This window comes from Streptomyces justiciae, assembly GCF_015163075.1.
Taxonomy (GTDB): domain Bacteria; phylum Actinomycetota; class Actinomycetes; order Streptomycetales; family Streptomycetaceae; genus Streptomyces; species Streptomyces justiciae.
The window spans coordinates 541,711-568,360 of record NZ_JADDXU010000005.1; the positions used below are offsets into that span (position 1 = coordinate 541,711).

Below are 26,650 nucleotides of genomic sequence, written 5' to 3' on the forward strand. Positions count from 1 at the left end.
AAGCGCGTAATCCGCTTCCGGTACCCTCCGCAACCTTCCGGACGCGGTCCGTGCTCACAACGCCGCTGGTCGTCACGGAGCGTAGAGGAACTATGTCCCTGAGTGACGAGACTGGTGTATCGTCCCGACAGGGGCTGCGCCGCGCACCGTTCGGCGCCGGGGATGGACATTTCAGACTGTGAGGGGGGCGACGGGCGATGCACGGCCTATGGACGAACGATCCGACGCGGCGGGGCAGCCGGCGGCGACCCTGGCACACGGCCGCGCGCAGACGCGGTCACCACGGCAGCCACAACTGCCGTCACAGCCATCACCACCGCAGGCACAGCGGCCGCAAAAGGCATGCGCATCCAGCGACTCGGGAGCCGCTGGACCCCGGGGCACAGCGGACCTGGAGGGTCCGGTGAGCTCGCCGCCGCCCCCCACGACCACCCTCAACGGAGCGCTGCGGGACCGGCCTTCGCCAGGGGTGCTGCTGTCCCGCCCGCCGTCCGCCGGCGGTGGGGCGAGTCTGGTCCACCAACTCGTCCTGGCCCTGATCTGCGCGGGATACGCCGTCGGTTCCGCGCTCGGCTGGGGTTCGGACGAACTCGCCCTGATCATGGGCGACTTCGGGCTGAGCGCCGCGGCGGGCATCGCCGCCGTGTCCTGCTTCCTCTACGCCCGTCGACGCCGCATCCGCTTTCGACCGGCCTGGCTGCTGTTCGCGCTCTCCTCGGCCATGGCCTCCCTCGGCAACCTCGTCTGGGGGTGGTACGAGGTCGTCCTGGAGCGGCCCGTGCCGAGCCCGAGCTACGCCGACGGGTTCTTCCTGTGCTTCGCCCCGCCCGCCATCGTGGGCCTGCTGGTCCTCGCCAAGAGGCCGGTGACGAAGGCCGGTTGGGTCTGTCTCGCGCTCGACGCCTGGCTGATCGGCGGCTCGCTGCTCACGCTGTCGTGGAGCCTCGCGCTCGCCCAGGCGGCGAAGTCCGAGGGTCCCAGCGTCGCGCACACCGCGCTGTCGCTGGCGTATCCGCTGCTCGACATCGCCCTGGTCAGCATGGTGCTCGCGCTGCACTTCCGGCGCTCGGCGGTCAACCGCTCCGCGGTGAACACCGCGATCGGCGCGCTCGCCCTGACCGTTATGTGCGACGCCCTGTTCACCTCGCCGCTGCTGCACAACAACTACCGCTCGGGACAGCTGCTGGACGCGGGCTGGTTCGCCGGCTCCCTGCTCCTGGCGTACGCCCCCTGGGTCGCACCGCGGCACGGGCAGGTGGACGACGAGCCGCACACGCGCGTGGTCCACGAACACCTGCCGAGGCAGCGCCGCGGCATCCAGCACCACCCGCCCGCACCGGCCCAGGGAGGTGATCACAGCCGGTACCCGGCCGCCCGGCCCATCGCCGGCTCCCTCGCCGCCCTCACGCCCTACCTCGCCGCCGCCGTCTGCACCCTGGGCATCCTCTACAACGTGCTCAACGGCCGCAGCGTCGACCGCGTCGTCCTGCTCACCTGCGGCACCGTCGTCCTCGCCCTCGTGGTGCGCCAGGGCATCATGCTGCTCGACAACATCACCCTCACCCAGGAACTGGCCCAGAAGGAGAGCCACTTCCGCTCCCTGGTGCAGGGCTCCAGCGACGTCATCATGATCGCCGCCCCCAACGGCATCCTCCGGTACGTCTCCCCGGCCGCCGCCGGGGTCTACGGACGCTCCGCCGAGGAACTGGTGGGTACGGAACTGGCCAATCTCATCCACCCGGAGGACCTGGGCTGCGTGGTGCACGAGGTGCGCCGCTTCCTCGCCGCCAGCCCGCTGGAGGAACCCACCACCCGCATCGAGTGCCGCTTCAAGTCCGGCGACGGAGGCTGGCTCAACGTCGAGTCCACCGTCAACCGCCACCACGGCGGCCTCATCTTCAACAGCCGGGACGTGACCGAAAGAGTGCGCCTCCAGGCGCAGCTCCAGCACAACGCCGAGCACGACCCGCTCACCGACCTGCCCAACCGCGCCCTGTTCACCAAGCGCGTCCAGCAGGCCCTCTCCGGCCGCCGCTCCTCCGACCGCGGCACCGCCGTTCTCTTCATCGACCTCGACGGCTTCAAGGCCGTCAACGACACGATCGGGCACCAGGCCGGGGACGAGCTGCTCGTCCAGGCCGCCCGCAGACTCCAGGACGCGGTCCGGCACGGCGACACCGCCTCCCGGCTGGGCGGCGACGAGTTCGCGGCCCTGATCGTCGGCGACGGCACCCGTGACCGCTCCGCCAGGGAACGTCACATCCTGGAGCTCGCCGACCGCCTCAGGATCACGCTCTCCCAGCCCTACCTCATCGACGGCAACGATGTCCGCGTCGCCGCCTCCATCGGCGTCGCCTTCTCCGAGCCGGGCCTCGGCGCCGGCGAGATCCTGCGCAATGCCGACCTCGCGATGTACCGCGCCAAGTCGGCCGGAAAGGGCCGCGTCGAGCTGTACGCGCCCCAGATGCAGCAGGACGTCGTCCGCAAGGCGGAACTGGCCACCCGGCTGCGTGCCGCGCTGCACGACGGCGAGTTCGCGCTGCTGCACCAGCCGGTGGTGTGTCTGGAGGACGGCCGGATCACCTCGGTCGCCGCCCAGGCGCGCTGGCGTTCCTCGCAGGGCGTCTTGTTCACGCCCGCCGAGTTCCTGCGGGTCGCCGAGGACAGCGACAAGACCGCCGAGCTGGGCCGCTGGATGCTCGAAGAGGCGGTGGAGCAGGCCGCCGAGCGGACCGGGACCGGGGTGGCCGTGCCGGTGACGGTCCGGATGAGCGCCCGCCGGCTCCTGGACCGCTCGCTGCCGCCCGGCTCGATCGAGGCGCTGCTGACCCGGCACGGACTGCCGTCCGGATCGCTGCTGATCGAGCTGTCCGAGACCGACCCCCGGGTCTCCCTGGACGAGCTGGAGCGCCGGCTGGCGGCGCTGCGCAGGCTCGGTGTCCGGATCGCGCTCGACGGCTTCGGCAGCGGCTACGCGGCCATCACGGCCCTGCGCAGACTCCCCGTGGACGTGCTCAAGCTCGACCGCAGCCTGGTCGACGGGGTGGTGGAGTCCGCGCGGCTGCACAAGATCACCAGCGGGCTGCTCAGGATCGCCGGTGACCTGGGGTTGCAGTCCGTGGCCGACGGGGTGGACCTGCCGGAGCAGGTCGTGGCGCTGCGGGCGATGGGCTGCACGCACGGCCAGGGGATGGCGTTCTCCGGGCCGCTGGACGAGTACCGGCTGCGCCGGGCGCTCACTTCCGGCCACTTCCCCGTACCGCACGGACCGGCCGAGCCGGCGTTCGCGGGCGGCGGCTCCGGGGTGTACACAAGTGGTGTCACGGCCGTCCTCGGGGGCGGTACCGCGGTCCTCGGAGGCGGAAGTGCCCTTCGCTCACATAATGAGACTCCCGTCCCACCCACTTGACACGTGGTGTGCGCCGGGGGGAGGGTCAGTGCCATGCGCACCCGAATTCTCGTACTTGGAAAGCGCGTCGGCTGAAGCTGAGCCCTCGACCGCTCAGCGACCACTCCCGGCGCGCTCCCCTCGCTTGCCTTCCGGCACGAGGGGTTTTTTGTTGCACAGGCACCGAGCGTAAAACCGCTCAAACCGCACGAACCTCGCAAAAACCCTCAGCATCGAGAAGAGAATGACGATGACCGAGCAGGCCACCGGGGCCCACCATCCGCAGCCGCGGCCCCGATCCGGAGGACAGCAGTCCGCACCCGAGCACGTCACGGGTGCGAAGTCCCTCATCCGCTCTCTCGAGGAGGTCGGCGCCGAGACGGTATTCGGTATCCCCGGCGGTGCGATCCTTCCGGCGTACGACCCGCTGATGGACTCCACCCGCGTGCGTCACGTCCTGGTCCGCCACGAGCAGGGCGCCGGTCACGCGGCCACGGGTTACGCGCAGGCCACCGGCAAGGTCGGCGTCTGCATGGCGACCTCGGGCCCGGGTGCGACCAACCTGGTCACCCCGATCGCGGACGCCCACATGGACTCGGTGCCGCTCGTGGCGATCACCGGGCAGGTGGCCTCCAAGTCGATCGGCACGGACGCCTTCCAGGAGGCGGACATCGTCGGCATCACGATGCCGATCACCAAGCACAACTTCCTGGTCACCAAGGCCGAGGACATCCCGCGGACCATCGCGCAGGCGTTCCACATCGCCTCCACCGGCCGCCCCGGCCCGGTCCTGGTCGACATCGCCAAGGACGCCCTCCAGGCGCAGACCACGTTCTCCTGGCCGCCGGTCATGGACCTCCCCGGCTACCGCCCGGTGACCAAGCCGCACGCCAAGCAGATCCGCGAGGCCGCCAAGCTCATCACGGCCGCCAAGCGGCCCGTCCTCTACGTCGGCGGCGGTGTCATCAAGGCACACGCCACCGCAGAGCTCAAGGTTCTCGCCGAGCTCACCGGAGCGCCCGTCACCACCACCCTGATGGCGCTCGGCGCATTCCCCGACAGCCACCCGCTGCACGTGGGAATGCCGGGCATGCACGGTGCGGTCACCGCCGTCACCGCGCTGCAGAAGGCCGACCTGATCGTCGCCCTCGGAGCCCGCTTCGACGACCGCGTCACCGGCAAGCTGGACAGCTTCGCCCCGCACGCCAAGATCGTCCACGCCGACATCGACCCCGCGGAGATCGGCAAGAACCGCGCCGCGGACGTGCCGATCGTCGGTGACGCCCGCGAGGTGATCGCCGACCTGGTCCAGGCCGTGCAGAAGGAGCACAGCGAGGGCCACAAGGGCGACTACACCGCCTGGTGGAAGGACCTCAACCGCTGGCGCGAGACCTACCCGCTGGGCTACGAGCAGCCGGAGAACGGCCAGCTCTCCCCGCAGCAGGTCATCCAGCGCATCGGACAGCTCGCGCCCGAGGGCACGATCTTCGCCGCGGGCGTCGGACAGCACCAGATGTGGGCCGCGCACTACATCGAGTACGAGAAGCCCGCGACCTGGCTGAACTCCGGCGGCGCCGGAACCATGGGCTACGCGGTCCCGGCCGCGATGGGCGCCAAGGCCGGCGCCCCGGACCAGACGGTCTGGGCGATCGACGGCGACGGCTGCTTCCAGATGACCAACCAGGAGCTCACCACCTGCGCCCTGAACAACATCCCGATCAAGGTCGCCGTCATCAACAACGGCGCCCTCGGGATGGTCCGCCAGTGGCAGACCCTCTTCTACAACCAGCGGTACTCCAACACCGTGCTCCACAGCGGCCCCGAGGACGTCAACCCCGACGCCCGCGGCACCCGCGTCCCCGACTTCGTGAAGCTGTCGGAGGCCATGGGCTGCTACGCGATCCGCTGCGAGGACCCGGCCGACCTCGACAAGGTCATCGAAGAGGCGAACTCCATCAACGACCGCCCGGTCGTCATCGACTTCATCGTCCACGAGGACGCCATGGTGTGGCCGATGGTCGCCGCCGGCACCTCCAACGACGAGATCATGGCCGCCCGGGACGTCCGCCCCGACTTCGGCGACAACGAAGACGACTGAGCGAGAGAGACGTAAAAGATCATGTCCAAGCACACGCTCTCCGTCCTGGTGGAGAACAAGCCGGGCATCCTCGCCCGGATCGCCGCGTTGTTCTCGCGCCGCGGCTTCAACATCGACTCCCTCGCCGTCGGGGTCACCGAGCACGCCGACATCTCCCGCATCACCATCGTGGTGAGCGTCGAGGCGCTGCCGCTGGAGCAGGTCACCAAGCAGCTCAACAAGCTCGTCGAGGTCCTCAAGATCGTCGAGCTGGAGCCGTCGAGCGCCGTTCAGCGTGAACTCGTTCTGGTGAAGGTGCGCGCCGACAACGAGACGCGCTCGCAGATCGTCGAGATCGTCCAGCTGTTCCGCGCCAAGACCGTCGACGTCTCCCCGGAGGCCGTCACCATCGAGGCCACCGGCTCCAGCGACAAGCTGGAGGCCATGCTCAAGATGCTGGAGCCCTTCGGCATCAAGGAGCTCGTCCAGTCCGGCACCATCGCGATCGGCCGCGGCGCGCGGTCGATCACCGACCGGTCGCTGCGCGCGCTCGACCGATCTGCCTGACGCTGGGTACGGGCGGCCGGGCTCCCGGGCCGCCCGTATAGCGAGACCCCGAGACTTCACTTCACCCCGCCGTCATACGGTGGGACGCAACACCTGCACTCAAGGAGAGAACCCAAAGTGGCCGAGCTGTTCTACGACGCCGACGCCGACCTGTCCATCATCCAGGGCCGCAAGGTCGCGGTCATCGGTTACGGCAGCCAGGGCCACGCCCACGCGCTGTCGCTCCGTGACTCGGGTGTCGACGTCCGTGTCGGTCTGCACGAGGGCTCCAAGTCCAAGGCCAAGGCCGAGGAGCAGGGCCTGCGCGTGGTGACCCCGTCGGAGGCCGCCGCCGAGGCCGACGTCATCATGATCCTCGTCCCGGACCCGATCCAGGCCCAGGTCTACGAGGAGTCGATCGCCCCGAACCTGAAGGACGGCGACGCGCTGTTCTTCGGCCACGGCCTGAACATCCGCTTCGACTTCATCAAGCCCCCGGCGGGCGTCGACGTGTGCATGGTCGCCCCCAAGGGCCCGGGTCACCTCGTGCGTCGTCAGTACGAGGAGGGTCGCGGCGTTCCCTGCATCGTGGCCGTCGAGCAGGACGCGACCGGCAACGGCTTCGCGCTGGCCCTGTCGTACGCCAAGGGCATCGGTGGCACCCGCGCGGGCGTCATCAAGACGACCTTCACCGAGGAGACCGAGACCGACCTGTTCGGTGAGCAGGCCGTCCTGTGCGGTGGCACCGCCGCCCTGGTGAAGGCCGGCTTCGAGACCCTCGTCGAGGCGGGCTACCAGCCGGAGATCGCCTACTTCGAGTGCCTGCACGAGCTGAAGCTGATCGTCGACCTCATGTACGAGGGCGGCCTGGAGAAGATGCGCTGGTCCGTCTCCGAGACCGCCGAGTGGGGCGACTACGTCACCGGCCCGCGCATCATCACCGACGCCACCAAGGCCGAGATGAAGAAGGTCCTCGCCGAGATCCAGGACGGCACCTTCGCGCGTGAGTGGATGGCCGAGTACCACGGCGGTCTGAAGAAGTACAACGAGTACAAGACCGCGGACTCCGAGCACCTCCTGGAGACCACCGGCAAGCAGCTGCGCAAGCTGATGAGCTGGGTCGACGAGGAGGCGTAAGTCCTCCGACCGCGGGGCCGGAGCGGCATGCTCCGGCCCCGTTGTCCAACCTGTCCGACCACGGACGGGTGATCCTTCCGCAGTGGCGTAAAAGCCCGTCGCATACGCCACTACACTGCTGCACACATACGCGTCAGGCCCACAGCGTCGTGCGTCTTCCACGCGGCTCAAGCGACCTTTGGGTCGCGACATCCCTCCACCGCCTGCGGCCGTCGGGACGGCCGTCCGCATGCATTGGACTTGTGAGGACCCACGTGAGCTCGAAACCTGTCGTACTCATCGCTGAAGAGCTGTCGCCCGCGACCGTCGACGCGCTTGGCCCCGACTTCGAGATCCGGCAGTGCAACGGCGCGGACCGCGCCGAGCTGCTGCCCGCCATCGCCGACGTCGACGCGATCCTGATCCGCTCCGCCACCAAGGTGGACGCCGAGGCGATCGCCGCCGCGAACAAGCTGAAGGTCGTCGCGCGAGCCGGCGTCGGCCTGGACAACGTGGACGTCTCCGCCGCCACCAAGGCCGGCGTGATGGTCGTCAACGCCCCGACCTCCAACATCGTGACCGCCGCCGAGCTGGCCTGTGGCCTCCTGCTCGCCACCGCGCGTCACATCCCGCAGGCCAACACCGCCCTGAAGAACGGCGAGTGGAAGCGCAGCAAGTACACGGGCGTCGAGCTCGCCGAGAAGACCCTCGGTGTCGTCGGCCTCGGCCGCATCGGCGCGCTCGTCGCGCAGCGCATGTCCGCCTTCGGCATGAAGGTCGTCGCCTACGACCCCTACGTGCAGCCCGCGCGCGCCGCGCAGATGGGCGTCAAGGTGCTGTCGCTGGACGAGCTGCTCGAGGTCTCCGACTTCATCACCGTCCACCTCCCCAAGACCCCCGAGACCCTCGGTCTCATCGGCGACGAGGCCCTGCACAAGGTCAAGCCGAGCGTCCGGATCGTCAACGCCGCGCGCGGTGGCATCGTCGACGAGGCCGCGCTGTTCTCCGCCCTCAAGGAGGGCCGCGTCGCCGGCGCCGGTCTCGACGTGTACGCGAAGGAGCCCTGCACGGACTCCCCGCTCTTCGAGCTCGACCAGGTCGTCTGCACCCCGCACCTCGGTGCCTCCACCGACGAGGCCCAGGAGAAGGCCGGTATCGCCGTCGCCCGCTCGGTGCGTCTCGCCCTCGCCGGTGAGCTCGTGCCGGACGCGGTCAACGTCCAGGGCGGCGTCATCGCCGAGGACGTCAAGCCGGGCCTCCCGCTCGCCGAGCGCCTCGGCCGGATCTTCACCGCGCTCGCCGGCGAGGTGGCCGTACGGCTGGACGTCGAGGTCTACGGCGAGATCACCCAGCACGACGTGAAGGTGCTGGAGCTCTCCGCCCTCAAGGGTGTCTTCGAGGACGTCGTCGACGAGACGGTCTCCTACGTCAACGCCCCGCTGTTCGCCCAGGAGCGCGGCGTCGAGGTGCGGCTGACGACCAGCTCGGAGTCGTCCGACCACCGCAACGTGGTGACCGTGCGCGGCACGCTCGGCAGCGGCGAGGAGGTGTCCGTCTCCGGCACGCTGGCCGGGCCGAAGCACCTCCAGAAGATCGTGGCCGTCGGTGACTACGACGTCGACCTGGCGCTCGCCGACCACATGGTCGTCCTCAAGTACGAGGACCGTCCCGGCGTCGTCGGCACCGTGGGCCGCGTCTTCGGCGAGGCAGGCATCAACATCGCCGGCATGCAGGTCGCCCGCGCGGCGGCAGGCGGCGAAGCGCTGGCTGTACTGACCGTCGACGACACGGTCGCGGCGTCGGTGCTGGCGGAGGTCGAGGCGGAGATCGGCGCGACATCGGCGCGTGCGGTGAACCTGGTCTGACGTACCACGCAAAAGGCGGGGCGCGCTGAGGTCGATCCTCAGCTCGCCCCGCCTTTTCCTTGCGTCAGGCAGCCGCCTTCTCCGGCTCCTCCACCGGCTCCCGCACCTCCACCCCCCGCAGCATCACCGCCGCCAACACCGCGGCCCCCGCCAAGAACACCGCTCCTCCGATCGCCGCCCCCTGCATCCCGCTGGTGAACGCCTCCCGGGCCACCGTCGCCAGGCCGGGTACCCGGTCGGCCACCGCGAGCGCCCCGCCCAGCGTCTCGCGGGCCACGTCCGGGGCCGACGCCGGCATCTCGTGGCGGTAGACGGCCGTACCGATCGAGCCGAGCAGCGCCATGCCCAGCGCGCCGCCGAACTCCGAGCCCGTCTCCATCAGGGAGGACGCGGCGCCCGCCCGTTCGGCCGGGGCGGTGCCCATCGCCAGGTCCATGATCTGGGACATCACCACGACACCGCCGACGGCGAGCACCGCGCACGCGGTCAGCACCAGCCACAGCGAGTCCGTACCGGCGAAGGCCAGCACCACGAACCCGGCCGCGGCGATCACGAAACCCGCGGTGACGACGCGAGCGCGGGCCACGCCCTTCTGGACCAGGCTCGTCGCCACCGGCGCCGCCCCGCCGATCGGCACCGAAGGCAGCAGCGCCCACAGCGCCGCCTCCAGGGCGCTCTTGTCGAGCACCGACTGCAGATACTGCGTGGTGAAGTACGCCGACCCCATGATCCCGAACGCTGAGACGAGGTTCAGCGCGACAGCGGGGGCGAAGCCGCGGCCGCGGAACAGGGCCGGGTCGATCATCGGTGAGACCGCGGTGCGCTGGCGGTGGACGAACAGGGCCGCGAAGAGCAGGCCGACGGTGATCGAGACGACGTAGCGGACGTTCCAGCCCTCGGAGGGGATCTCCTTCAGGCCGTAGATCACCGGGAGCACGGCCGCCATGGACAGGGGCACGCTCAGCCAGTCGAAGCGGCCCGTCGCCGGGTTGCGGGACTCCGGCAGCAGTACCGGGCCGAGCACCAGCAGCAGCGCCATCGCGGGCAGGTTGACCAGGAAGACCGAGCCCCACCAGAAGTACTCGACCAGCACCCCGCTCATCACCGAGCCCAGCGCGATACCGGCCGTCATCACGCCGGACCACAGGCCGATCGCCTTGGCGCGCTGGCCGGGGTCGGTGAACATCGTGCGCAGCAGCGCCATCGTCGACGGCATCAGGGTCGCGCCGCCGATGCCGAGGACCGCGCGGGCCGCGATCAGGGTCTCGGCGCTGTTCGCGTACGCCGCGAGGAGTGAGGCGGCGCCGAAGGCGGTGGCGCCGATCAGCAGCAGCCGGCGGTGTCCGATGCGGTCACCCAGCGAGCCCATCGTCATCAGCAGGCCGGCCAGCACGAACGCGTAGATGTCGAAGATCCACAGCTGCTGGGTGCCGGACGGCTCCAGGTCCGCGCTGATCGAGGGGATCGCGAAGTAGAGGACGGAGACGTCCATCGAGACCAGCAGCAGCGGGAGCATCAGCACGCCGAGGGCGGTCCATTCCCGGCGTCCGGCGCGGGAGTTGGTGCTCGTCGAGTTCGTCATGGCAGGGACTATACGCACGTCTTAAACGCTTGTCTATGACGCTTGTATAAGTCGCTTGTCTAGATAGAGTGGGCGCATGGGACACCGTGAGGATCTGCTCGAGGGCGCCAAGCGCTGCCTGCTGGCCAAGGGCTTCGCACGCACCACCGCGCGCGACATCGTCAAGGAGTCGGGGACCAACCTCGCCTCGATCGGCTACCACTACGGCTCGAAGGACGCGCTGCTCGCGGAGGCGTACCTGGCGCTGGTCGGGGATCTCTCCGAAGCCTTCGACGGTGAGGCCGCCGGGATCGTTGCGGCGCCCGGTTCGATGGAGCGGTTCCGCGAGGTGTGGTCGAACATCATCGGCACCATGCGCGGGCCCGGCTCGATGTGGCGCCTCAGCGTGGAGATCGTGGCGATGGGCGATCAACTGCCCGCCGTGCGCGATCACTTGGCGCAGCAGCAGCGGGATGCCGAACGGGCTCTCGTCTCGCTCTTCATGGGTGTGCCGGAGGAGGACGTCCCGGACGAGACACGTGACACCCTCGGCAGGTTCTACACGACCCTGATGACGGGGCTCATCACCCAGTGGATCTTCGATCCCAAGAACGCGCCCGACGCCGACGCGCTCACGGAGGGCCTCCGTCAGGTGATCGAGGGCATCACCGGGAAGTGATCCGCCCGTCCCGCATCGCGATCACCCGGTCCGCGAAGTGCCGTACGACCGCCCGGTCGTGGCAGATGAACAGGTACGCCAGGCCCAGCTCGTCCTGGAGGTCGGCCAGGAGGTTCAGTATCCCTGCGCGTACCGACGGGTCCAGCGCCGACACCGGCTCGTCCAGGACCAGCAGGCGGGGGTTCGAGGCCAACGCGCGGGCGATTCCGGCGCGTTGGCACTGGCCGCCGGAGAGCTCGTGCGGGCGCCGGTCGCCGTACGACGGGTCCAGGCCGGCGCGGTCGAGGAGTTCGGCGATCTCGGTGGCGGTGGGGCGCAGTCCCTGGAGGCGCAGTGGTTCGGCCACCGCGTCCCGGATGCGGTGGCGGGGGCTCAACGAGCCGTACGGGTCCTGGAAGACGGGCTGCATACGGGGGCGGAGCGGGCGGAGTTGGGGTTCGGTGAGGCCGGTCAACTCCCGGCCCTCGAAGCGGACTTCGCCACTGTCCGGGCGGCGCAGTTGCAGCACGGCCATGGCCGTCGACGACTTGCCGCAGCCGGACGGGCCCTCGATGGCGAGCGTCTCGCCCGCCTCCAGGGTGAAGGAGACGTGGTCGACGGCCGTCACCGCGCCGTAGCGGACGACGAGGTCGCGGACGTCGAGAAGCGAACGACTCACACTTTCTCCCAGTGGTGACAGGCGACCTGGTGGCCGTCCACCCGTACCGGTTCCGGCTCCTCGCGTCGGCACACGTCCGTCGCGCGCGTGCACCGAGGTGCGAAGGCGCAGCCCGGCGGCAGCGCGTCCGGGGTCGGGGGCATGCCGGGGAGGGTGGGGAGGCGGCGACCTCGGGCGGTCTGCGGGAGGCAGGCCAGCAGTCCCGCCGTGTAGGGGGCGAGAGGGTGTTCCAACACGTCCCGCACCGGGCCTAGTTCGGTCATCCGGCCGGCGTACATCACCAGCGCGCGGTCCGCGTGTCGTCGTACCGCGTCCAGGTCGTGCGTGACCAGCACGAGCGCCGCGCCCACGGCTTCCCGCTGCTCGGTGAGGAGGTGGAGGACCTGGTCGCGGCGCTCCTCGTCGAGGGCGGTGGTGGGTTCGTCGGCGACCAGGACGTCGGGTTCGTTGATCGTGGCCATCGCGACGACCGCGCGCTGCCGCATGCCACCGGAGAACTCGTGCGGATATGACCGTGCCCGGCGCGCGGCGTCCGGGATGCCCACCCGGTCGAGCGCCGCCACCGCCCTGGCCCTGGCCTCCGCACGGGAGACCCGGGCCACCGACCGTACGGCGGTGGCGAGTTGGTCGCCCACCGGGTGCACGGGGGAGAGTGCGGACAGGGCGTCCTGGGGGACGAGGGCGATACGGCGGCCGCGAGCGGTCGACAAGTCCGGCCGCACGGAGCCTGTTTGAACGGCATCGGACGGCAGCATCCCGAGGAGCGCCCGCGCTGTCAGGGACTTGCCCGCGCCCGACTCGCCGACCAAGGCGAGGACTTCGCCCGCGTGGACGTCGAAGGAGAGTCCCCGGACCACCTCGACGCCGTCGAAGGCGATGCGCAGATCGCGTACGGAGAGCAGGGGGTCAGACGCCGACTGGGTCAACGGAGGTCACCTTCCTTCTTTCGCTGCTACGAGGCGCGCGGCGCCCTTGCGCGTACGCCGCCCCCGATACCGCGAGCCCCGCCAGCAGGGCCAGCGCCACTGCCGGGGCGAGGGCGGCCCAGGGGGCGCGTTCGACGTAGGCGCGGGACTCGTCGAGGAGCAGGCCCCACTCCGGGGCGGGCGGCTGGGCGCCCAGGCCCAGGAAGCCGAGGGAGGCCAGGGCGAGGGCGATGCCGGGCAGCCGGAGGAGGGCGTGCCGGGCGACCGGGGCGGCGACGGACGGCAGGACGTGCCGGGTGAGGATCCACCATGGGGGTGCGCCGATGGCGCGTTGGGCCAGCAGGAACGAGGACGCGCGTACTTCCTGGACCAGTGCCGCCGCGTGTGCGGCCAGCGGTGGCCAGGAGATCAGGGCGACCGCGAGGGCCGCGCCGCCGGTGCCGGGGCCCGCCGCCGCGGCGACCAGGATGCCGACGATGACCGGGGGGAGGGCGTTGGCGATGTCGGCCGCGCCGGCGGCGATGCCGGGGAGGAAGCCGAGCGCGAGGGCGACCAGCAGGCTCAGCAGGCAGACGGCGGCGGCCGTGCCGACGGTGGGGGCGGCGCCGTGACCGAGCCGGGCGAGGACGTCACGGCCGAGGCCGTCGGTGCCGAGGGGGTGGGACCAGGAGGGCGCGGCGAGCCGGTCGGCGGTGTGGACGGCGTACGGGTCGCGCAGCAGGCCCCAGCCGATCGCCGCGGCGAGGAGTGTGAACAGGATCAACGGGACCGCCGGGTGTGTACGGACCGGGCGAGCGGGAGGCAGCGCGAGGGAGGCGTCACGCAGGGCGGGGCCCAGCAGCCGACGCCGTGTGAACGCCGCCAGCGCCCCCATGACCAACCCGAGCGTCAACAGCGCCAGCACTGCCCCCTGGAGCAGCGGCAGATCCTGCGACTTGGCCGCGCCGAGCGCCGTACGCCCGATCCCGGGCACCGCGAACACGGTCTCCACGGCGACCGCGCCACCCGTCAGCCCCACGGCGGCCATCCCGAACTGCGGGACGAGCGGCGGCAGTACGCGCTTCAGCGCGGCCCCCGCGATCAGCCGTCGGCTCACCCCGGCGCCCCGCCACAGCTCCACCCACCGTTCGTCCAGCACCCCCGGCAGCGCGTCCGCGACCAGCCGCCCCAGCAGCCCGCCCGCCGGCACCCCGAGCGCGAGCGCGGGCAGCACCATGTACTGAGGCCCCTGCCACCCCGACGTCGGCAGCCACCCCAGCCACACCCCGCACACCAGCAGCGCGACGGTGGCCAGCAGGAACTCGGGCACGGCCGCGAGCATCGCCGCGAACGCCCCGGCCGACCGCCGCCCCCGCACCAGCACCGGCGCGACCAGCGCACAGGCCAGCACCAGGGCGACGCCGAAGGCCGCCCCCATCAAGGCCAGCGAAACCTGCAACCCGGCCACGACCGAGGGCAGCACCTCGGTCCCCGACACCCATGACGTACCGAGGTCCCCGCGCACCAGCCCGGACGCCCAACTCCCCAGCAGCGACAGGGGACCGGCGTCCAGCCCGAGATCCCGCCGTACGGCGTCCAGCGCCTCCTTCGTCGGCTCCTGCTCGGCGGACCGGGCGCGCAGGACGGTGAGGGCGGGGTCCTTGCCGGAGAGCCAGGGGAGGAGACCCACGGCGGCGACCACCGCGAGGAGGCCGAGAGCGCGGGTCACTCCGGCGGCGGAGGGCAACGCCCGCGTCCAGGGCCGCACTTGCCACGCCTTCCTGGGGCTGGGCCCTGCTTTCGCCACGCTCACTTGACGTACGTGTCCGCGGTGACCAGCTCCCGCTCGCGCGGGTCGTGCGCGGCGCCGACGACCCCGGTGGCGTCGCCCTGGATCACCCGCTCGTGGAGCATCGGGATCGCGGCGTCGGTGGCCAGCACGGCGGCCTCGGCGGCGATGACCGCCTTCCGCCGGGCCTCACCCGTGCCGGTCCCGGCGGCCTTCTTCAACGCCGCGTCCACCTGGGCGTCGGCGAGCTGGGAGATGTTGAAGGAGCCGTCGGAGGCGAAGTCGCTGTAGAGGTAGGCGGCCGGGTCGCCCGAGTCGAGGACGGTGGCGCGGGACAGGATGAACGCGTCGAACTCCCCGGCGAGCGCGTCGGTTTCGATGTTGGCGTACTCGCGGATCTCCAGCTTGACCTTGAACCCGGCCTTCTGGAGCTGCTGTTGCAGCGTGGCCGCGACCTCGGGCAGTTCGGCGCGGTCGGTGAAGGTGCCGATGGTGATCGTCCGCCCGTCCGGCTTCTCGGCGGCGGCGCGCTTGACGTCCGACCGCAACTCGGCCGCCCACGGCAGCGCGGGCCCCAGCAGCCCCTCGGCGATATCGGCGCGCCCCTCGTACACGCCCTCCACGATCGACTTGGCGTCGATCGCCTCACGGGCGGCGGCGCGCAGGCCGGCGTCGCGGAAGGGCCCGTCGGAGGTGTTGAGGTAGAGGGTGTTGGTGCGCGGCATCGGCACCTCGGTGACGAGTTCCTCGTCCAGCAGCGCGGCCTGCGACACCGGGACGGCCTCGACGATGTCGGCCTCGCCGCTCCTGAGCGCGGCGGCGCGCGCGGTGCCGTCGGGGACGAACTTCACGTCGATTCCCGGGGACTTGGCCTGCTCGCCCCAGTAGCCGTCGTAGCGGTCGAGAGCGGCGGAGGAGGTGCCGTTGACCTTGGTGAGTTCGAAGGGGCCGGTGCCGGCGCCGACGGGATTCACGGTCTTCCCGCGGTACGCCTTCGCCGCGAGGATCGACAGCTGGGGCGAGCTGAGCCGCTGCGGGACGAGGGGGTCCTCGTCGGCCGTGGTGACGGTGACCGTGTCGGAGTCCTGGGCCTGCACGGTCAGTTCGACGCCGTCGAGGATGCGGGGCTTGGGGGATGCGGTGGCGGCGGTGGTGAGCGACCGTACGACCGCCTTCGCGTCGAGCTCGCTGCCGTCGTGGAAGGTGACGCCGTCGCGTATCTCGAAAGTCCAAGTACGGCCGCTCTGCTGCCACTTGGTGGCGAGCGCGGGCTCGGCGTCCCCGTCGGCGTCCAGCTTCACCAGCGTCTCGGCCGTCGACCAGCGGGACAGTTTGAACGCGTCGTCCGACAACGGGGAGAGCCCCGAGCGCGGCGGCTGCATCATCGCGACGCGGACGCGTTTGCCGTCGCCCTCGGCGGCGGAGTCCGCCCCGGAGAAGCAGCCGGTGAGCAGTGCGGACGTCGCCGTGAGGGCGGTGACGGGGAGCAGACGGCGAGCGGGCAGGCGCACGGGACCCTCCGGGTAAAGAGGTGGTCAAGAGACGGTGTGCGCCGACCGTAGCATGATGACAATCGTTTTCAGTAATCGCCTCGGCTCCCCGTTTCCCGGGCTGCCCCCGGCTCAGTCGGACGTGTGGTGATACCTCTCCGCCAGCCGGGCCAGGGCGACCGCGCCGAGCAGTAGGCCGAAGTCGCGCAGGGCGATGTCGTAGTAGTCCGGGATGGTCAGCAGGTTGACGATGATCCCGGCCAGCCATCCGGCCACCAGCCAGCCGCCGAAGTGGGGTGCGACGGCGACGACGAGGCCCGCGACGATCTCGATGACGCCCACCGCGTACATGGCCTGCTGGGCGCTGCCCGGAACGATGTCGTCGATCCACGGCGCGAGGTAACCGGGCCAGTCGACGAGCCAGTTGGTGAACTTGTCCAGGCCGAACAGGATCGGCGCCACCGTGAACCCGATGCGCAGGACGGCGAACGCCTGGTAGCCGGGGTCGGCGAGGGATTCCCGGGGGCGTGGGGTGGCTGCTGGTGCTGAGGTCATGGCGACTCTCCTTCTATCAACAACTCTCACTAGTTATAGAAGCGCTCCAGCTCTCTTTAGTCAACCGCCGCTGCTTTTACACTGGTGTTCGTGACCGCTCCGAAGGCAGCAGCACCCGATCCCGACGTCTCCGCCGTCGCCGCGCTGGACGAACCCACTCGCCGGAGGCTGTACGACCATGTCGTGCGCGCCCCCGGACCGGTCGGACGCGACGAGGCCGCGGCCGCCCTGGGGCTCGCCCGGCAGACCGCGGCCTTCCATCTCGACAAGCTGGCCGAGGAATCACTGCTCGACGTGGTCTACGAGCGCCGCAGCGGACGCTCCGGCCCCGGCGCGGGCCGCCCCGCCAAGCTCTACAAACGCTCCGCCCGGCAGATCACCGTCAACCTGCCCGAGCGGCACTACGAACTGGCCGGCCGGCTCCTCGCCCAGGCCCTGGAGGAGTCCGAGGTCACGGGCGAGCCGACCCGGACCGTCCTGCACCGCAAGGCCCACGAGCTGGGCCTATGGCTGGCCGAAGAGGACGACGGCGAGGGCGTGTTCGACCTGCTGGAGCGCTACGGCTTTGAACCCCGGCGCGACGGGGCGACCGTCGTCCTCGACAACTGCCCCTTCCACGCCCTGGCGCGCGACCACACGCAGACCGTGTGCGGCATGAACCTGCATCTGATGAGGGGGGTGCTGCGCGGCCTCGACGAAAACGGCTCCGGCGAGAGCGGCTTCGAGGCATGCCTGGCCCCCGAGCCCGGCCACTGCTGCGTGCGCCTCAAGCCGACCTCACCCTGACCCCTCGCCTCGCCTAGAGGCGTGCCCCCTTCAACGCCATGTGCAGCAGCAGCCGGTCCTCGCCGTCGTCCAGGTCGAGGCCGGTCAGCTGCTCGACCCGGGACAGGCGGTAGTAGAGCGTCTGCCGGTGGATGCCCAGCTCCGCCGCCGTGCGGCCGGCCTGCCCCGCGCAGTCGAGGTACGTCTCGGCGGTGCGCGCGAGGTCGCGGTGGGCGGGGGAGAGGAGGGGGCGTACGGCGGGGTCGTGGGCCGTGTCCGCGGGGAGCGCGGTCAGCAGGCGGTAGGGGCCGATGGCGGACCAGTGTGCGATCGGGCCCAGCGCCGGTTCCGCCAGGGCGGCGCGGGCCGCGGCCGAGGCCTCCTGCCAGGCCGCCGGCAGGTCGGCCAGGTTCGTGCGGGGTTCGCCGACACCGGCGGCACGGGCGGCGCCGGCGGCACGGGCGGCCCCGGCCTCGGTCTCGCCGAGCAGCCGTTGTGCCGCCGTCAGCGCGGGGGTCCGTGCCTCCGGGGACCGCAGCCTGACCAGGAGCGCGAGGCTGTGGGCCGTCGTGCCCCACGGCACCGTGCACAGCGCCGTCGCGTGCGGGACCGTACGGGCCGACGGGGCGTCGTCCGGGTCGGCGGACGGCCACGGGGCGACGCACACCACCGCGTGCGGGCCGTCGCCGCGCGGGCCGAGAGCCGTACGCAGCGCCGCCACCGCCATGTCGCCCTGCCAGCCGCGCTCGGCGGTCAGTACCGCCCGCAACTCCCGGCTCAGATCCGCCCCGTGCTGTGCCTCGTCCGCGAGCAGCGCGCCGATGCGGACGGTCACCTCCATGGCGGCGGTCAGCTGGGCGTCGGTGGGCCCGGGGTCGGACTCCAGCAGCCAGACGTATCCGAGGACGACACCCCGATGGCGTACGGGGAGACAGATCCGTCCGCGATAGACGCCCGCCTCCGGGGTCGGCGGGATGCGGACCGGGCCGGTCGCGCGCGTGATGCCGAAGCCCTCGAACCAGGTCCGGACGGCCGTCGTCGAGCGCCGGGTCAGGATCGAGCGGGTGCGGACCGGGTCCAGGGCCGAGGGATCGAGGTCGCCCTCACTGTCGTACGCCCCGAAGGCGATCAGCTCGAAGTCGCGGTTCTCCAGGGTCGCCGGGACGCCGAGGAGCTCCGAGATCTCGTCGACCAGCTCCTGATAGTCACCTTTGTAATCCGCGGTCACTCCCGCATTCTCCCGCACAATCGCAGACCCTTCATACATCTGTCTGAGATCTGCGGCACGGATGCGTGACAGCTGTCGATGGTCGACGATCGGAGGGATCCTTAGGTTTCACGGTGGTTCTCCGTGCCGTACCCGAGTTGTGGGAATGCGGCATGTTCCTGCTGGTTTGTGGAGGTGCCCCGTGCTGGGTCCCGTGATTCTCGCCGCGTCGCGCAGCGACAGGATGCGACGTCTGATTTCGGCGATGCCGGTGACCAAGCAGGTCGTCGACCGCTTCATCCCCGGCGAGACCGTCGACGACGTCGTACCGATCATCGAGAGCCTCACCGACCAGGGTCTTGAGCTGACGATGGACGTCGTCGGCGAGGACATCACCACCCCCGAGCAGGCCTACGCCGCCCGCGACGCCTACCTCGCGCTGGTCGACCGGCTGCGCGACCTCGGCCTCGGCGAGCGCGTCGAGATGTCCGTGAAGCTGTCGATGTTCGGGCAGGCACTGGAGGGCGGGCACGAGCTCGCGCTCGCCAACGTCCGTCCCGTCGTCGAGGCCGCCGCCGCGATCGGTACGACCGTCACCCTCGACGCCGAGGACCACACCACCCTCGACTCGATGTTCGCCATCCACGAGGAGCTGCGGAAGGACTTCCCGCAGACCGGCTGCGTCATCCAGGCCTACCTCTTCCGCACCGAGGCCGACGCCCGCCGCCTCGCCGAGGCCGGCAGCCGCGTCCGGCTCGTGAAGGGCGCCTACAAGGAGCCCGCCGAGGTCGCGTACCAGCAGAAGCACGAGATCGACAAGGCGTACGTCCGCGTCCTCAAGACTCTGATGGAGGGCGAGGGGTACCCGATGATCGGCTCCCACGACCCGCGTCTGATCTCCATCGCCCAGGAACTCGCCCGCAAGGCCGGCCGCAAGCTCGACGAGTACGAGTTCCAGATGCTGTACGGCATCCGCGGCGACGAGCACCTGCGCCTCGCCGCCGAGGGCCACCGCATGCGCGTCTACACCGCCTACGGCACCGACTGGTACGGCTACTTCATGCGAAGGCTTGCGGAGAAGCCGGCGAACCTGCGCTTCTTCCTGCGCTCGATGGTCAGCAAGGGCTGAGCCCGCCCACCCGCTCGAACACCCGCTCAAGTTCAAGGAGTTACGGATCTCATGGACGCTGTGACCCAGGTCCCCACCCCCGTCAACGAGCCGGTGCACGGCTACGCCCCCGGCTCGCCCGAGCGTGCCCGCCTGGAGGCCAAGCTCAAGGAGCTGGCCGAGAACCCGATCGACCTGCCGATGACCATCGGCGGCGAGAAGCGGATGGGCGGCGGCGACCGCTTCGACGTCGTGCAGCCGCACAACCACAAGGCCCGCCTCGGCACGTACGCCAACGCCACCCAGCAGGACGCCCAGGACGCGATCGACGCGGCCCTCGCCGCCGCGCCCGCCTGGCGCGCGATGTCCTTCGACGACCGTGCCGCGATCATCCTGCGCGCCGCCGAACTCCTCGCCGGCCCCTGGCGCGAGACGCTGGCCGCCTCCACCATGCTCGGCCAGTCCAAGACCGCCCAGCAGGCCGAGATCGACACCCCCTGTGAGCTCGTCGACTTCTGGCGTTTCAACGTCAAGTACGCCCGCGACCTGCTCGCCGAGCAGCCCCCGGCCAACTCCCCGGGCGTCTGGAACCGGCTCGACCACCGCCCGCTGGAAGGCTTCGTCTACGCGATCACGCCGTTCAACTTCACGGCGATCGCGGGCAACCTGCCGACCGCGCCCGCCCTGATGGGCAACGTCGTCGTCTGGAAGCCGTCCCCGACCCAGACCCACGCCGCCGTGCTGCTCATGCAGCTGCTGGAGGAGGCGGGCCTGCCGAAGGGCGTCATCAACCTGGTCACCGGTGACGGCATCGAGGTCTCCAAGGTCGCCCTGGTCCACCGCGACCTCGCCGGCATCCACTTCACCGGTTCGACCAAGACCTTCCAGTACCTGTGGAAGACGGTCGGCGCCAACATCGAGAAGTACCGCTCCTACCCGCGCCTGGTCGGCGAGACCGGCGGCAAGGACTTCGTCGTCGCCCACCCGAGCGCCGACAAGGCGATCCTCAAGACCGCCCTGACCCGCGGTGCCTTCGAGTACCAGGGCCAGAAGTGCAGCGCCACCTCCCGCGCGTACATCCCGGCGTCGATCTGGAACTCCGGCTTCAAGGAGGAGTTCGCGGCCGAGGTCGACTACCTGACCATGGGTGACGTCACCGACCTGTCGAACTTCATCGGCGCGGTCATCGACGAGCGCGCGTTCGCCAAGAACAAGGCGGCCATCGACCGCGCCAAGTCCGACCCGACCTGCACGATCGTCGCGGGCGGCTCGTACGACGACTCGGTCGGCTACTTCGTCCGCCCGACCGTCGTCGAGTGCTCCGACCCGGAGAACGAGGTCTTCACGACCGAGTACTTCGGCCCGTTCCTCGCCGTGCACGTCTACGAGGACGACAAGTACGAGGAGATGCTGACCCAGATGGAGTCGGCGTCCGACTACGCCCTGACCGGCTCGGTGATCTCGGCCGACCGCGCGGCGGCGGCGTACACGATGGAGAAGCTCCGCTACGCGGCCGGCAACTTCTACATCAACGACAAGTCGACCGGCGCCGTCGTCGGCCAGCAGCCCTTCGGCGGCGGCCGCGCCTCCGGCACGAACGACAAGGCCGGCGCTCCGCAGAACCTGATGCGCTGGACCCTGACCCGCGCCATCAAGGAGACGCTGGTCCCGCCGACCGACTACACGTACCCGCACATGGGCTGACGTCACATCACATGAACTGAGGGGCCGGGCTGTTGTCCGGCCCCTTCGGTCATCCTGCGGGCAGCAGATGCCGGCCCAGGAAACCCCGCATGAGGTCCGCGATCTGAGCCGCGTGGGTCTCCAGGGCGAAGTGGCCCGTGGGGAGCAGATGGATCTCGGCCTTCGGGAGATCGCGCTGGAAGGCCGACGCCCCGGCCGGCACGAAGATCTCGTCGTGGGCGCCCCAGACGGCGAGGAGGGGGACCTGGCTGGTGCGGAAGTAGTCCTGGAAGGCCGGGTACAGGGCGAAGTTGGAACCGTAGTCGGAGATCAGGTCCAGCTGGATCTCCGGCTGGCCGGGGCGCGCCATCAGCGCCGCGTCGTGCTCGTACGCCTCCGGCGCGACGAGAGCCCGGTACTCCTCCGGTACGCCGTGCAGGTACTGCCACTTGATGCCCTCCGGTGAGCTGATCTCCCGCACCGGCGCCTCCGTCTCCGGCGTCCGCTCCGCGATGAGCGCGAGCACCGGCGCCCAGGCCTCCTTCCCCAGCCCCTCCTCGTAGGCGTTGCCGTTCTGGGTGACGATCGCCGTGACCCGCTCGGGGTGGGCGAGGGCGAGCCGCAGGCCGATCGGGGCGCCGTAGTCCTGGACGTAGAGCGCGTACCGCTCGATCCCGAGCCGCTCGGTGAACTCGCCAGTGATGTCGGCGAGTTCGGCGAAGGTGTACGGGAAGTCGGCGGCGTCCGGGGCCGCCGAGCGGCCGAAGCCGATGTGGTCGGGGGCGATGAGCCGGTACCGGTCGGCGAGGCGGGGGATCAGCTCGCGGAACATGTGCGAGCTGGTGGGGAAGCCGTGCAGCAGGAGGAGGACCGGGGCGTCGGCGGGACCGGCCTCGCGGTAGTGGATGTCGAGGCCGCGGACGGTGGTGGTGCGATGAGCGGTGGCCATGCTGTCTAACCTCTTAATGAGTGTTTGATGGTTAGGTCAGTCCATCACGCGTCGCCGCACCGGTCAAGCACGCTTGAGTGGTTAGATCGCCCGCACCAGGATCTTCCCCGTGTTCCCGCCCCGCAGCATCAGCAGGAACGCCTCCACGATCCGTTCGAAGCCGTCGATCACCGTCTCGTCGAGGGCGAGCGTGCCGCGCTGGAGGTGCGGGACGGCGAACTCCTCCAACTCCTGCTGAACATCCCGGTAGTTGCTCACCAGGAACCCCTCGATGCGCAGGCTCTTTTCGACGACGTCCGCGTGGTTGAAGTGGGCCTGGGTGGTACCCGGGGTGTTGTACTGGCCGACCGTGCCGATCCTGACCACGCGGCCGCGTTCCCGGAGCGCGCCGATCGCCGCGGCCAGGTGGTCGCCGCCCACGTTGTCCACGAAGACGTCGATGCCGTCCGGGGCCGTCTTCGCCAACAGGTCCCGCACCGCGCCCTCGTGGTAGTCGAACGCCGTGTCGTAGCCGACCCGTTCCGTCAGATGCCGGACCTTGGCGGGCGAGCCCGCGCTGCCGATCAGGCGGCCCGCACCCAGGAGGCGGGCGAAGCGGCCCGTCGCCGTACCGACGCCGCCGGCCGCCGCCGAGACGAAGACGTCGTCGCCCTCACGCAGCCCGGCGATCCTGGTCAGCCCCACGTACGCCGTCAGGCCCGTGCCGCCGAGCACGCTCAAGTGCGCCGACAGCGGGACGCCTTGGTACCCGGGGACGCGTCTGGCCTCCGCCGGGCCGACCACGGCGTGCGTGCGCCAGCCCCGGCGGTGGAAGACGATCGCGCCCTCCGGCAGCTCGGGCGTGCGGGACGCGATGACGCGGCCCAGCGTGCGGCCCTCCAGCGGGGCGTTCAACTCGAAGTCGCCGTCCATCATTTCGCGGTGGTAGGGGTCGACCGACCAGTACAGGTTCTCCACCAGTGCCGTGCCGGGAGTGGGGTCGGGCACCGGTGACTCCGCGAAGCGGAAGTGGTCCGGGGTCGGGAAGCCGGTCGGGCGGGCGGTCTGCTGGACGGTGAGCGCGATGTCGGTCATGAGCGAGGAACGTACGGAGGAATGCCCCGGCCGGGCAGAGGGTTGGGCTCATGCAACGGGCGCATCCATGAGTCGCCCTCATAGCTTCGCAGGTGGGGAGCCCGGAAGTGAGCACCGTCGATCTCGCGCCGCAGGAGCTGCGGACCCTCGTCGCCGTCGCCGAGGAGGGTGGCTTCTCGGCCGCCGCCGTCCGGCTCGGCACCACCCAGTCCGCCGTGTCCCATGCCGTGCGCGGCATCGAACGCAAACTGGGCGTCGTGCTGTTCGAGCGCGGGCGGTTCGGAGCCCGGCCCACCCCGGCCGGCGCGCGGGCCGTCTCCCACGGGCGGCGCGTGCTGCGGATGCTCGACGTGCTGGTCGCCGAGACCAGGAGCGGTTCGCCCGCCGAGGTCGCCGGCCCCCTCCGCATCGCCGCCTTCCGCAGCGCCGCCCTCCATCTGCTCCCGCCCGTACTCGAACGCCTCACCGCCCGGCACCCGGCGCTGGAGCCGACCGTCACCGTCGTCCGGGAGGTCGGGCCGGGGACCGCCGGTGCGGTGGCTGAGGGGCGGGCCGACCTCGGTATCGCCACCTTCGGCACCAGTGCGCCGATCCCGCCGGAGCTCGTGGGGGACGTACTCCTGGAGGAGCCGTACTCGCTCGTGCACCCGGCCGGTCACCCCGATCCGCGCTCACTGCCCCTCGTCGACTGGCTGGAGAACTGCTCCTCCTACACCCGCACCTGGTGGGCCGCCCAGGACTGGATTCCCACCGCGACCGTCCGCGCCGAGGACGACGGAGCGGTGCTCTCGATGGTGAGCAGTGGTCTCGGAATGGCGATCATGCCCGCGCTGTCCCTCACCGGAGCACCGCTCTCGACACAGATCACCGATCTCGGTCCGGACCGGCCCACCCGTCAGATCGGGTACGTCACCACTCCCGAGCTCGCCGGCACGGCCGCCGTACGCGCCCTCGTCCGAGAGCTCCGCGAGCTCCGAGAGCCCCGCGAGCTGCGGGCACATGCCAATCCCGCCGCGACCACCACAAAACCCCAGCTCAGAGCGGTGTGACCCAATCCACCGTCTCAGATAGTAGGAAGTCCGAGTAATTGTGGAGACAGACACGGCCTCCTCCCTTAGCTTTGTAGAAGCCGAACGTCTCGCTCGATCAAGCGAATGGCGGTCGTGAGCCGGGCCCCGCGCAGGCAACCCCTGCGGCCCACCGCTCCCCGCCCCTTCCGGCGTCTCGCAACCCCCCGTTGCCTCCATGAATTCGAAGGAGTCGATTTCTCATGGCCGAGACGACCGCCCGCCGTCGAGTCCGTCACACGTCCCGCACGAGCGAGTCCGACCGCAAGAACGCCGCGGCCGCCCTCCAGCGCGCCCTCGACCGCCGTGACAACGGCGGCTCGACCGGCCACTGAGGCCGGTCAGCAGCACCCCACGTACCCGGGAGCCGCACCCGCCGGGGTGCGGCGCGGTCTCACCTCCCGCGCCGCACCTCGAAATGGTCGATCCGCTCCCCGTTCTGCGCGAGCGCCGACACCCTGAGCCGCGGCGCGCTGCCGCTCTCCGCCTCCACCTTGAGCAGCGAGAACCCCCGGTAGCGCACCCGTGACCACTCCACCGTCTCCGCCTTCGTGGCCCGTGCCTTCGTCCACTGGAAGGTGTCGACGGAGTCGAGGTCACGCACCCGGCCCTCGTAGCTCTCCTTCACGCCCGCCGGGAAGCCGTACAGGTCCTTGCCGCCCCCGCCCGCGGTGACGTACACGATCCCGTCGCGCGTCGGATCGGTCGACGCACCGATCGGCACCCGCCGGCCCACCTCGCCGGCCTTGATCGCGTCGGTCCGCTCGTAGACGTGGTTGTGCCCGTTGATCACCAGGTCCACCTGGTGCTTCGCGAACAGCGGCAGCCACTCCTCGCGCACCCCGCCGTCCGAGGCGTGCGACGAGGTCGAGTAGGCGCAGTGGTGGAAGAAGACGACGACGAAGTCCACCGCCTTGCGCAGCTCCCCGAGCTTGTCGTCCAGCCACGCCGTCTGCTTCCCGCCCGTGTGGCCGAGGTTCGCGGGGATCTCGTACGACACGTCGTTGGCGTCCAGCGCCACGAAACCGACGTTGCCGTACACGAAGGAGTACACGCCCGGTGCCGTGCGGGCGTCGAAGCCGCTGTCCGGGAGGGACCAGCGGGCGAGCTGGCCGCCGTAGCCCTCGGGGGAGTACCAGGCCTCCATGTCGTGGTTCCCGGTCGTCACCATCCACGGCACCGACCGCGCGATCTGTTCGTTCTGCTTCAGGAACAGGTCCCAGTACGCCGGGTCGTAGCCGTCCGTCTTCTCGCCGCGGCCGTTGACGTCGGCGTAGCAGATGTCGCCCGCGTGAAGATGGAACGCCGGGTTCTGCTTCAGCAGGAGGTCGTCGTTGGCGGCGGCGGCCTTGCTCACGCCCTGGTCGCCGAAGGCCGTGAACACGAACTTCTTCGGGCGGGTGGGCGCGGTGCGGAAGGACGCGATCGTCGCGCGGTGTTCGGGGGCGGCCGGATCGAGGCCGTCGTGGCCGACGCCGTAGTAGTACGTGGTGCCGGGGAGCAGGTCGTCCAGGGCCGCGTGCACGTAGTACTGGTCGAGGGCGGGGCGGACGCCGGTGACGCCGGGGGTGTGGAGGTCGCGGATCTCGGCCTCGATCCGCCGGCCCAGATCGTCGGGGCGGGCGCCGATCCGGACGTACGGCTTGCGGACGGCCGCCGGGACCTGCCACGAGATCCGCATCTGCGTCCTCGGATCGGCGCCGAAGGCGAGATGGCGGCCGAAGGGGGCGACGGCGGAGCCGGGCGCCTTGGCGGCCGACGACGCCGAGGCGGTCGTACGGGGTGATGAACCGTTTCCGTCCGTCGAGCATCCGGTGAGCAGGCCGCTCGCCACCGCGCCCGCTGTCACCAGCGTGCGCCGCCGGGTCAGCTTGGTGCGCAGGTACTCGTGCTGTTCCGCCATGCTCATCCGGCGGGCGAGCTGCGGCGGGATGCCTACGTCGGGGAGGTCCATGCCGGTGAACTTCCCAGCGCGGGCCAACAGCCGCCATACGTACGGGTGAACGCCGGTCGAAGGGCTGACGCCCAGCAGAGCTGTCGTGTCCGCATCGCGGACATGCCGTGTCATCCCATGGGACGAGGAGTAGGGTGCCGACATGTCTCGCAGCATCAATCTCGCAGTGATTCCCGGTGACGGCATCGGCCAGGAGGTCGTGGCCGAAGGTCTG

21 protein-coding genes are annotated in these 26,650 nt (G+C 70.7%); 11 read left to right on the plus strand and 10 right to left on the minus strand.

Going from position 1 to position 26,650, the window contains the following annotated elements:
- Nucleotides 1-403 precede the first annotated feature (403 nt).
- From IQ210_RS17790 to serA, 5 genes are all read left to right on the plus strand, one after another.
- A complete protein-coding gene (locus IQ210_RS17790) occupies nt 404-3,409 on the plus strand; it encodes a putative bifunctional diguanylate cyclase/phosphodiesterase (RefSeq protein WP_194079975.1) in 3,006 nt (1,001 codons plus the stop codon).
- Nucleotides 3,410-3,632: 223 nt separating this feature from the next.
- Complete coding sequence (locus tag IQ210_RS17795; protein WP_194079976.1) at nt 3,633-5,486, plus strand: acetolactate synthase large subunit; 1,854 nt, start codon at nt 3,633-3,635, stop codon at nt 5,484-5,486.
- Between the two features lie 21 nt (nt 5,487-5,507).
- Nucleotides 5,508-6,032: an acetolactate synthase small subunit gene (gene ilvN / locus IQ210_RS17800; RefSeq protein ID WP_059198117.1), complete on the plus strand. Its 525-nt coding sequence runs from the start codon at nt 5,508-5,510 to the stop codon at nt 6,030-6,032.
- Nucleotides 6,033-6,149: 117 nt separating this feature from the next.
- Entirely contained in the window at nt 6,150-7,148 is a 999-nt protein-coding gene (gene ilvC, locus IQ210_RS17805; RefSeq protein ID WP_079310755.1) for a ketol-acid reductoisomerase, read from the plus strand.
- 254 nt (nt 7,149-7,402) lie between these two features.
- Nucleotides 7,403-8,992 carry a phosphoglycerate dehydrogenase gene (gene serA / locus IQ210_RS17810; RefSeq protein ID WP_194079977.1) on the plus strand — a complete coding sequence of 530 codons (1,590 nt, stop codon included), beginning with the start codon at nt 7,403-7,405 and terminating at the stop codon, nt 8,990-8,992.
- A 64-nt stretch (nt 8,993-9,056) separates the two neighbouring features.
- Here serA and IQ210_RS17815 read toward each other — a convergent pair whose 3' ends face one another.
- Entirely contained in the window at nt 9,057-10,574 is a 1,518-nt protein-coding gene (locus IQ210_RS17815; RefSeq protein ID WP_194079978.1) for an MFS transporter, read from the minus strand.
- Between the two features lie 76 nt (nt 10,575-10,650).
- Here IQ210_RS17815 and IQ210_RS17820 point away from each other — a divergent pair, with 76 nt between their 5' ends.
- On the plus strand, nt 10,651-11,232 hold the full coding sequence (locus IQ210_RS17820; protein WP_194079979.1) for a TetR/AcrR family transcriptional regulator: 582 nt from the start codon (nt 10,651-10,653) through the stop codon (nt 11,230-11,232).
- Here IQ210_RS17820 and IQ210_RS17825 read toward each other — a convergent pair.
- The 5 genes from IQ210_RS17825 to IQ210_RS17845 all read right to left on the minus strand — a co-directional run bounded on the left by IQ210_RS17825 (nt 11,219) and on the right by IQ210_RS17845 (nt 16,629).
- Nucleotides 11,219-11,890, minus strand: coding sequence for an ATP-binding cassette domain-containing protein (locus IQ210_RS17825; RefSeq protein WP_194079980.1), 672 nt, complete (start codon nt 11,888-11,890; stop codon nt 11,219-11,221). The genes IQ210_RS17820 and IQ210_RS17825 overlap by 14 nt on opposite strands.
- A complete protein-coding gene (locus IQ210_RS17830) occupies nt 11,887-12,816 on the minus strand; it encodes an ABC transporter ATP-binding protein (RefSeq protein ID WP_194079981.1) in 930 nt (309 codons plus the stop codon). The genes IQ210_RS17825 and IQ210_RS17830 overlap by 4 nt, the downstream gene beginning before the upstream one ends.
- Nucleotides 12,797-14,563, minus strand: a complete 1,767-nt coding sequence (locus tag IQ210_RS17835; protein ID WP_322656381.1) for an ABC transporter permease subunit — start codon at nt 14,561-14,563, stop codon at nt 12,797-12,799. Before IQ210_RS17835 ends, IQ210_RS17830 begins: the two co-directional genes overlap by 20 nt.
- A gap of 41 nt (nt 14,564-14,604) precedes the next feature.
- Nucleotides 14,605-16,095: an ABC transporter substrate-binding protein gene (locus IQ210_RS17840; RefSeq protein WP_194079982.1), complete on the minus strand. Its 1,491-nt coding sequence runs from the start codon at nt 16,093-16,095 to the stop codon at nt 14,605-14,607.
- A gap of 111 nt (nt 16,096-16,206) precedes the next feature.
- Nucleotides 16,207-16,629: a hypothetical protein gene (locus tag IQ210_RS17845; RefSeq protein WP_194079983.1), complete on the minus strand. Its 423-nt coding sequence runs from the start codon at nt 16,627-16,629 to the stop codon at nt 16,207-16,209.
- 84 nt (nt 16,630-16,713) lie between these two features.
- Between IQ210_RS17845 and IQ210_RS17850 the strand changes: the two genes are divergently transcribed.
- Complete coding sequence (locus tag IQ210_RS17850; RefSeq protein WP_194079984.1) at nt 16,714-17,415, plus strand: helix-turn-helix transcriptional regulator; 702 nt, start codon at nt 16,714-16,716, stop codon at nt 17,413-17,415.
- Nucleotides 17,416-17,428: 13 nt separating this feature from the next.
- Here the strand turns inward: IQ210_RS17850 and IQ210_RS17855 are convergent, their stop codons facing one another.
- Nucleotides 17,429-18,661, minus strand: coding sequence for a PucR family transcriptional regulator (locus tag IQ210_RS17855; protein WP_194079985.1), 1,233 nt, complete (start codon nt 18,659-18,661; stop codon nt 17,429-17,431).
- A gap of 142 nt (nt 18,662-18,803) precedes the next feature.
- Here IQ210_RS17855 and IQ210_RS17860 point away from each other — a divergent pair, with 142 nt between their 5' ends.
- Complete coding sequence (locus IQ210_RS17860; protein ID WP_194079986.1) at nt 18,804-19,730, plus strand: proline dehydrogenase family protein; 927 nt, start codon at nt 18,804-18,806, stop codon at nt 19,728-19,730.
- Between the two features lie 51 nt (nt 19,731-19,781).
- Nucleotides 19,782-21,413 carry an L-glutamate gamma-semialdehyde dehydrogenase gene (pruA, locus tag IQ210_RS17865; RefSeq protein ID WP_194079987.1) on the plus strand — a complete coding sequence of 544 codons (1,632 nt, stop codon included), beginning with the start codon at nt 19,782-19,784 and terminating at the stop codon, nt 21,411-21,413.
- A 49-nt stretch (nt 21,414-21,462) separates the two neighbouring features.
- On the opposite strand, the gene IQ210_RS17870 is transcribed toward pruA, so the two are convergent.
- Together IQ210_RS17870 and IQ210_RS17875 are read right to left on the minus strand one after the other, a co-directional pair.
- Nucleotides 21,463-22,341, minus strand: coding sequence for an alpha/beta fold hydrolase (locus IQ210_RS17870; protein WP_194079988.1), 879 nt, complete (start codon nt 22,339-22,341; stop codon nt 21,463-21,465).
- 81 nt (nt 22,342-22,422) lie between these two features.
- Nucleotides 22,423-23,415 carry an NADP-dependent oxidoreductase gene (locus IQ210_RS17875; protein WP_194079989.1) on the minus strand — a complete coding sequence of 331 codons (993 nt, stop codon included), beginning with the start codon at nt 23,413-23,415 and terminating at the stop codon, nt 22,423-22,425.
- 107 nt (nt 23,416-23,522) lie between these two features.
- On the opposite strand from IQ210_RS17875, the gene IQ210_RS17880 reads away from it, so the two are divergent.
- Together IQ210_RS17880 and IQ210_RS47905 are read left to right on the plus strand one after the other, a co-directional pair.
- A complete protein-coding gene (locus tag IQ210_RS17880) occupies nt 23,523-24,464 on the plus strand; it encodes a LysR family transcriptional regulator (protein WP_194079990.1) in 942 nt (313 codons plus the stop codon).
- 221 nt (nt 24,465-24,685) lie between these two features.
- Nucleotides 24,686-24,817 carry a hypothetical protein gene (locus IQ210_RS47905; protein ID WP_020121043.1) on the plus strand — a complete coding sequence of 44 codons (132 nt, stop codon included), beginning with the start codon at nt 24,686-24,688 and terminating at the stop codon, nt 24,815-24,817.
- Nucleotides 24,818-24,876: 59 nt separating this feature from the next.
- Here the strand turns inward: IQ210_RS47905 and IQ210_RS17885 are convergent, their stop codons facing one another.
- A complete protein-coding gene (locus tag IQ210_RS17885) occupies nt 24,877-26,436 on the minus strand; it encodes a purple acid phosphatase family protein (protein WP_194080033.1) in 1,560 nt (519 codons plus the stop codon).
- Between the last annotated feature and the right edge of the window lie 214 nt (nt 26,437-26,650).

Coding starts and splice junctions, on each gene's coding strand:
- pruA (WP_194079987.1), top strand. CDS start 19,782: ATGGACGCTGTGACCCAGGTCCCCACCCCCGTCAACGAGCCGGTGCAC.
- IQ210_RS17845 (WP_194079983.1), bottom strand. CDS start 16,629: ATGACCTCAGCACCAGCAGCCACCCCACGCCCCCGGGAATCCCTCGCC.
- IQ210_RS17795 (WP_194079976.1), top strand. CDS start 3,633: ATGACGATGACCGAGCAGGCCACCGGGGCCCACCATCCGCAGCCGCGG.
- IQ210_RS17875 (WP_194079989.1), bottom strand. CDS start 23,415: ATGACCGACATCGCGCTCACCGTCCAGCAGACCGCCCGCCCGACCGGC.
- IQ210_RS17855 (WP_194079985.1), bottom strand. CDS start 18,661: ATGTATGAAGGGTCTGCGATTGTGCGGGAGAATGCGGGAGTGACCGCG.
- IQ210_RS17885 (WP_194080033.1), bottom strand. CDS start 26,436: ATGGACCTCCCCGACGTAGGCATCCCGCCGCAGCTCGCCCGCCGGATG.
- IQ210_RS47905 (WP_020121043.1), top strand. CDS start 24,686: ATGGCCGAGACGACCGCCCGCCGTCGAGTCCGTCACACGTCCCGCACG.
- ilvN (WP_059198117.1), top strand. CDS start 5,508: ATGTCCAAGCACACGCTCTCCGTCCTGGTGGAGAACAAGCCGGGCATC.
- IQ210_RS17815 (WP_194079978.1), bottom strand. CDS start 10,574: ATGACGAACTCGACGAGCACCAACTCCCGCGCCGGACGCCGGGAATGG.
- IQ210_RS17870 (WP_194079988.1), bottom strand. CDS start 22,341: ATGGCCACCGCTCATCGCACCACCACCGTCCGCGGCCTCGACATCCAC.
- IQ210_RS17820 (WP_194079979.1), top strand. CDS start 10,651: ATGGGACACCGTGAGGATCTGCTCGAGGGCGCCAAGCGCTGCCTGCTG.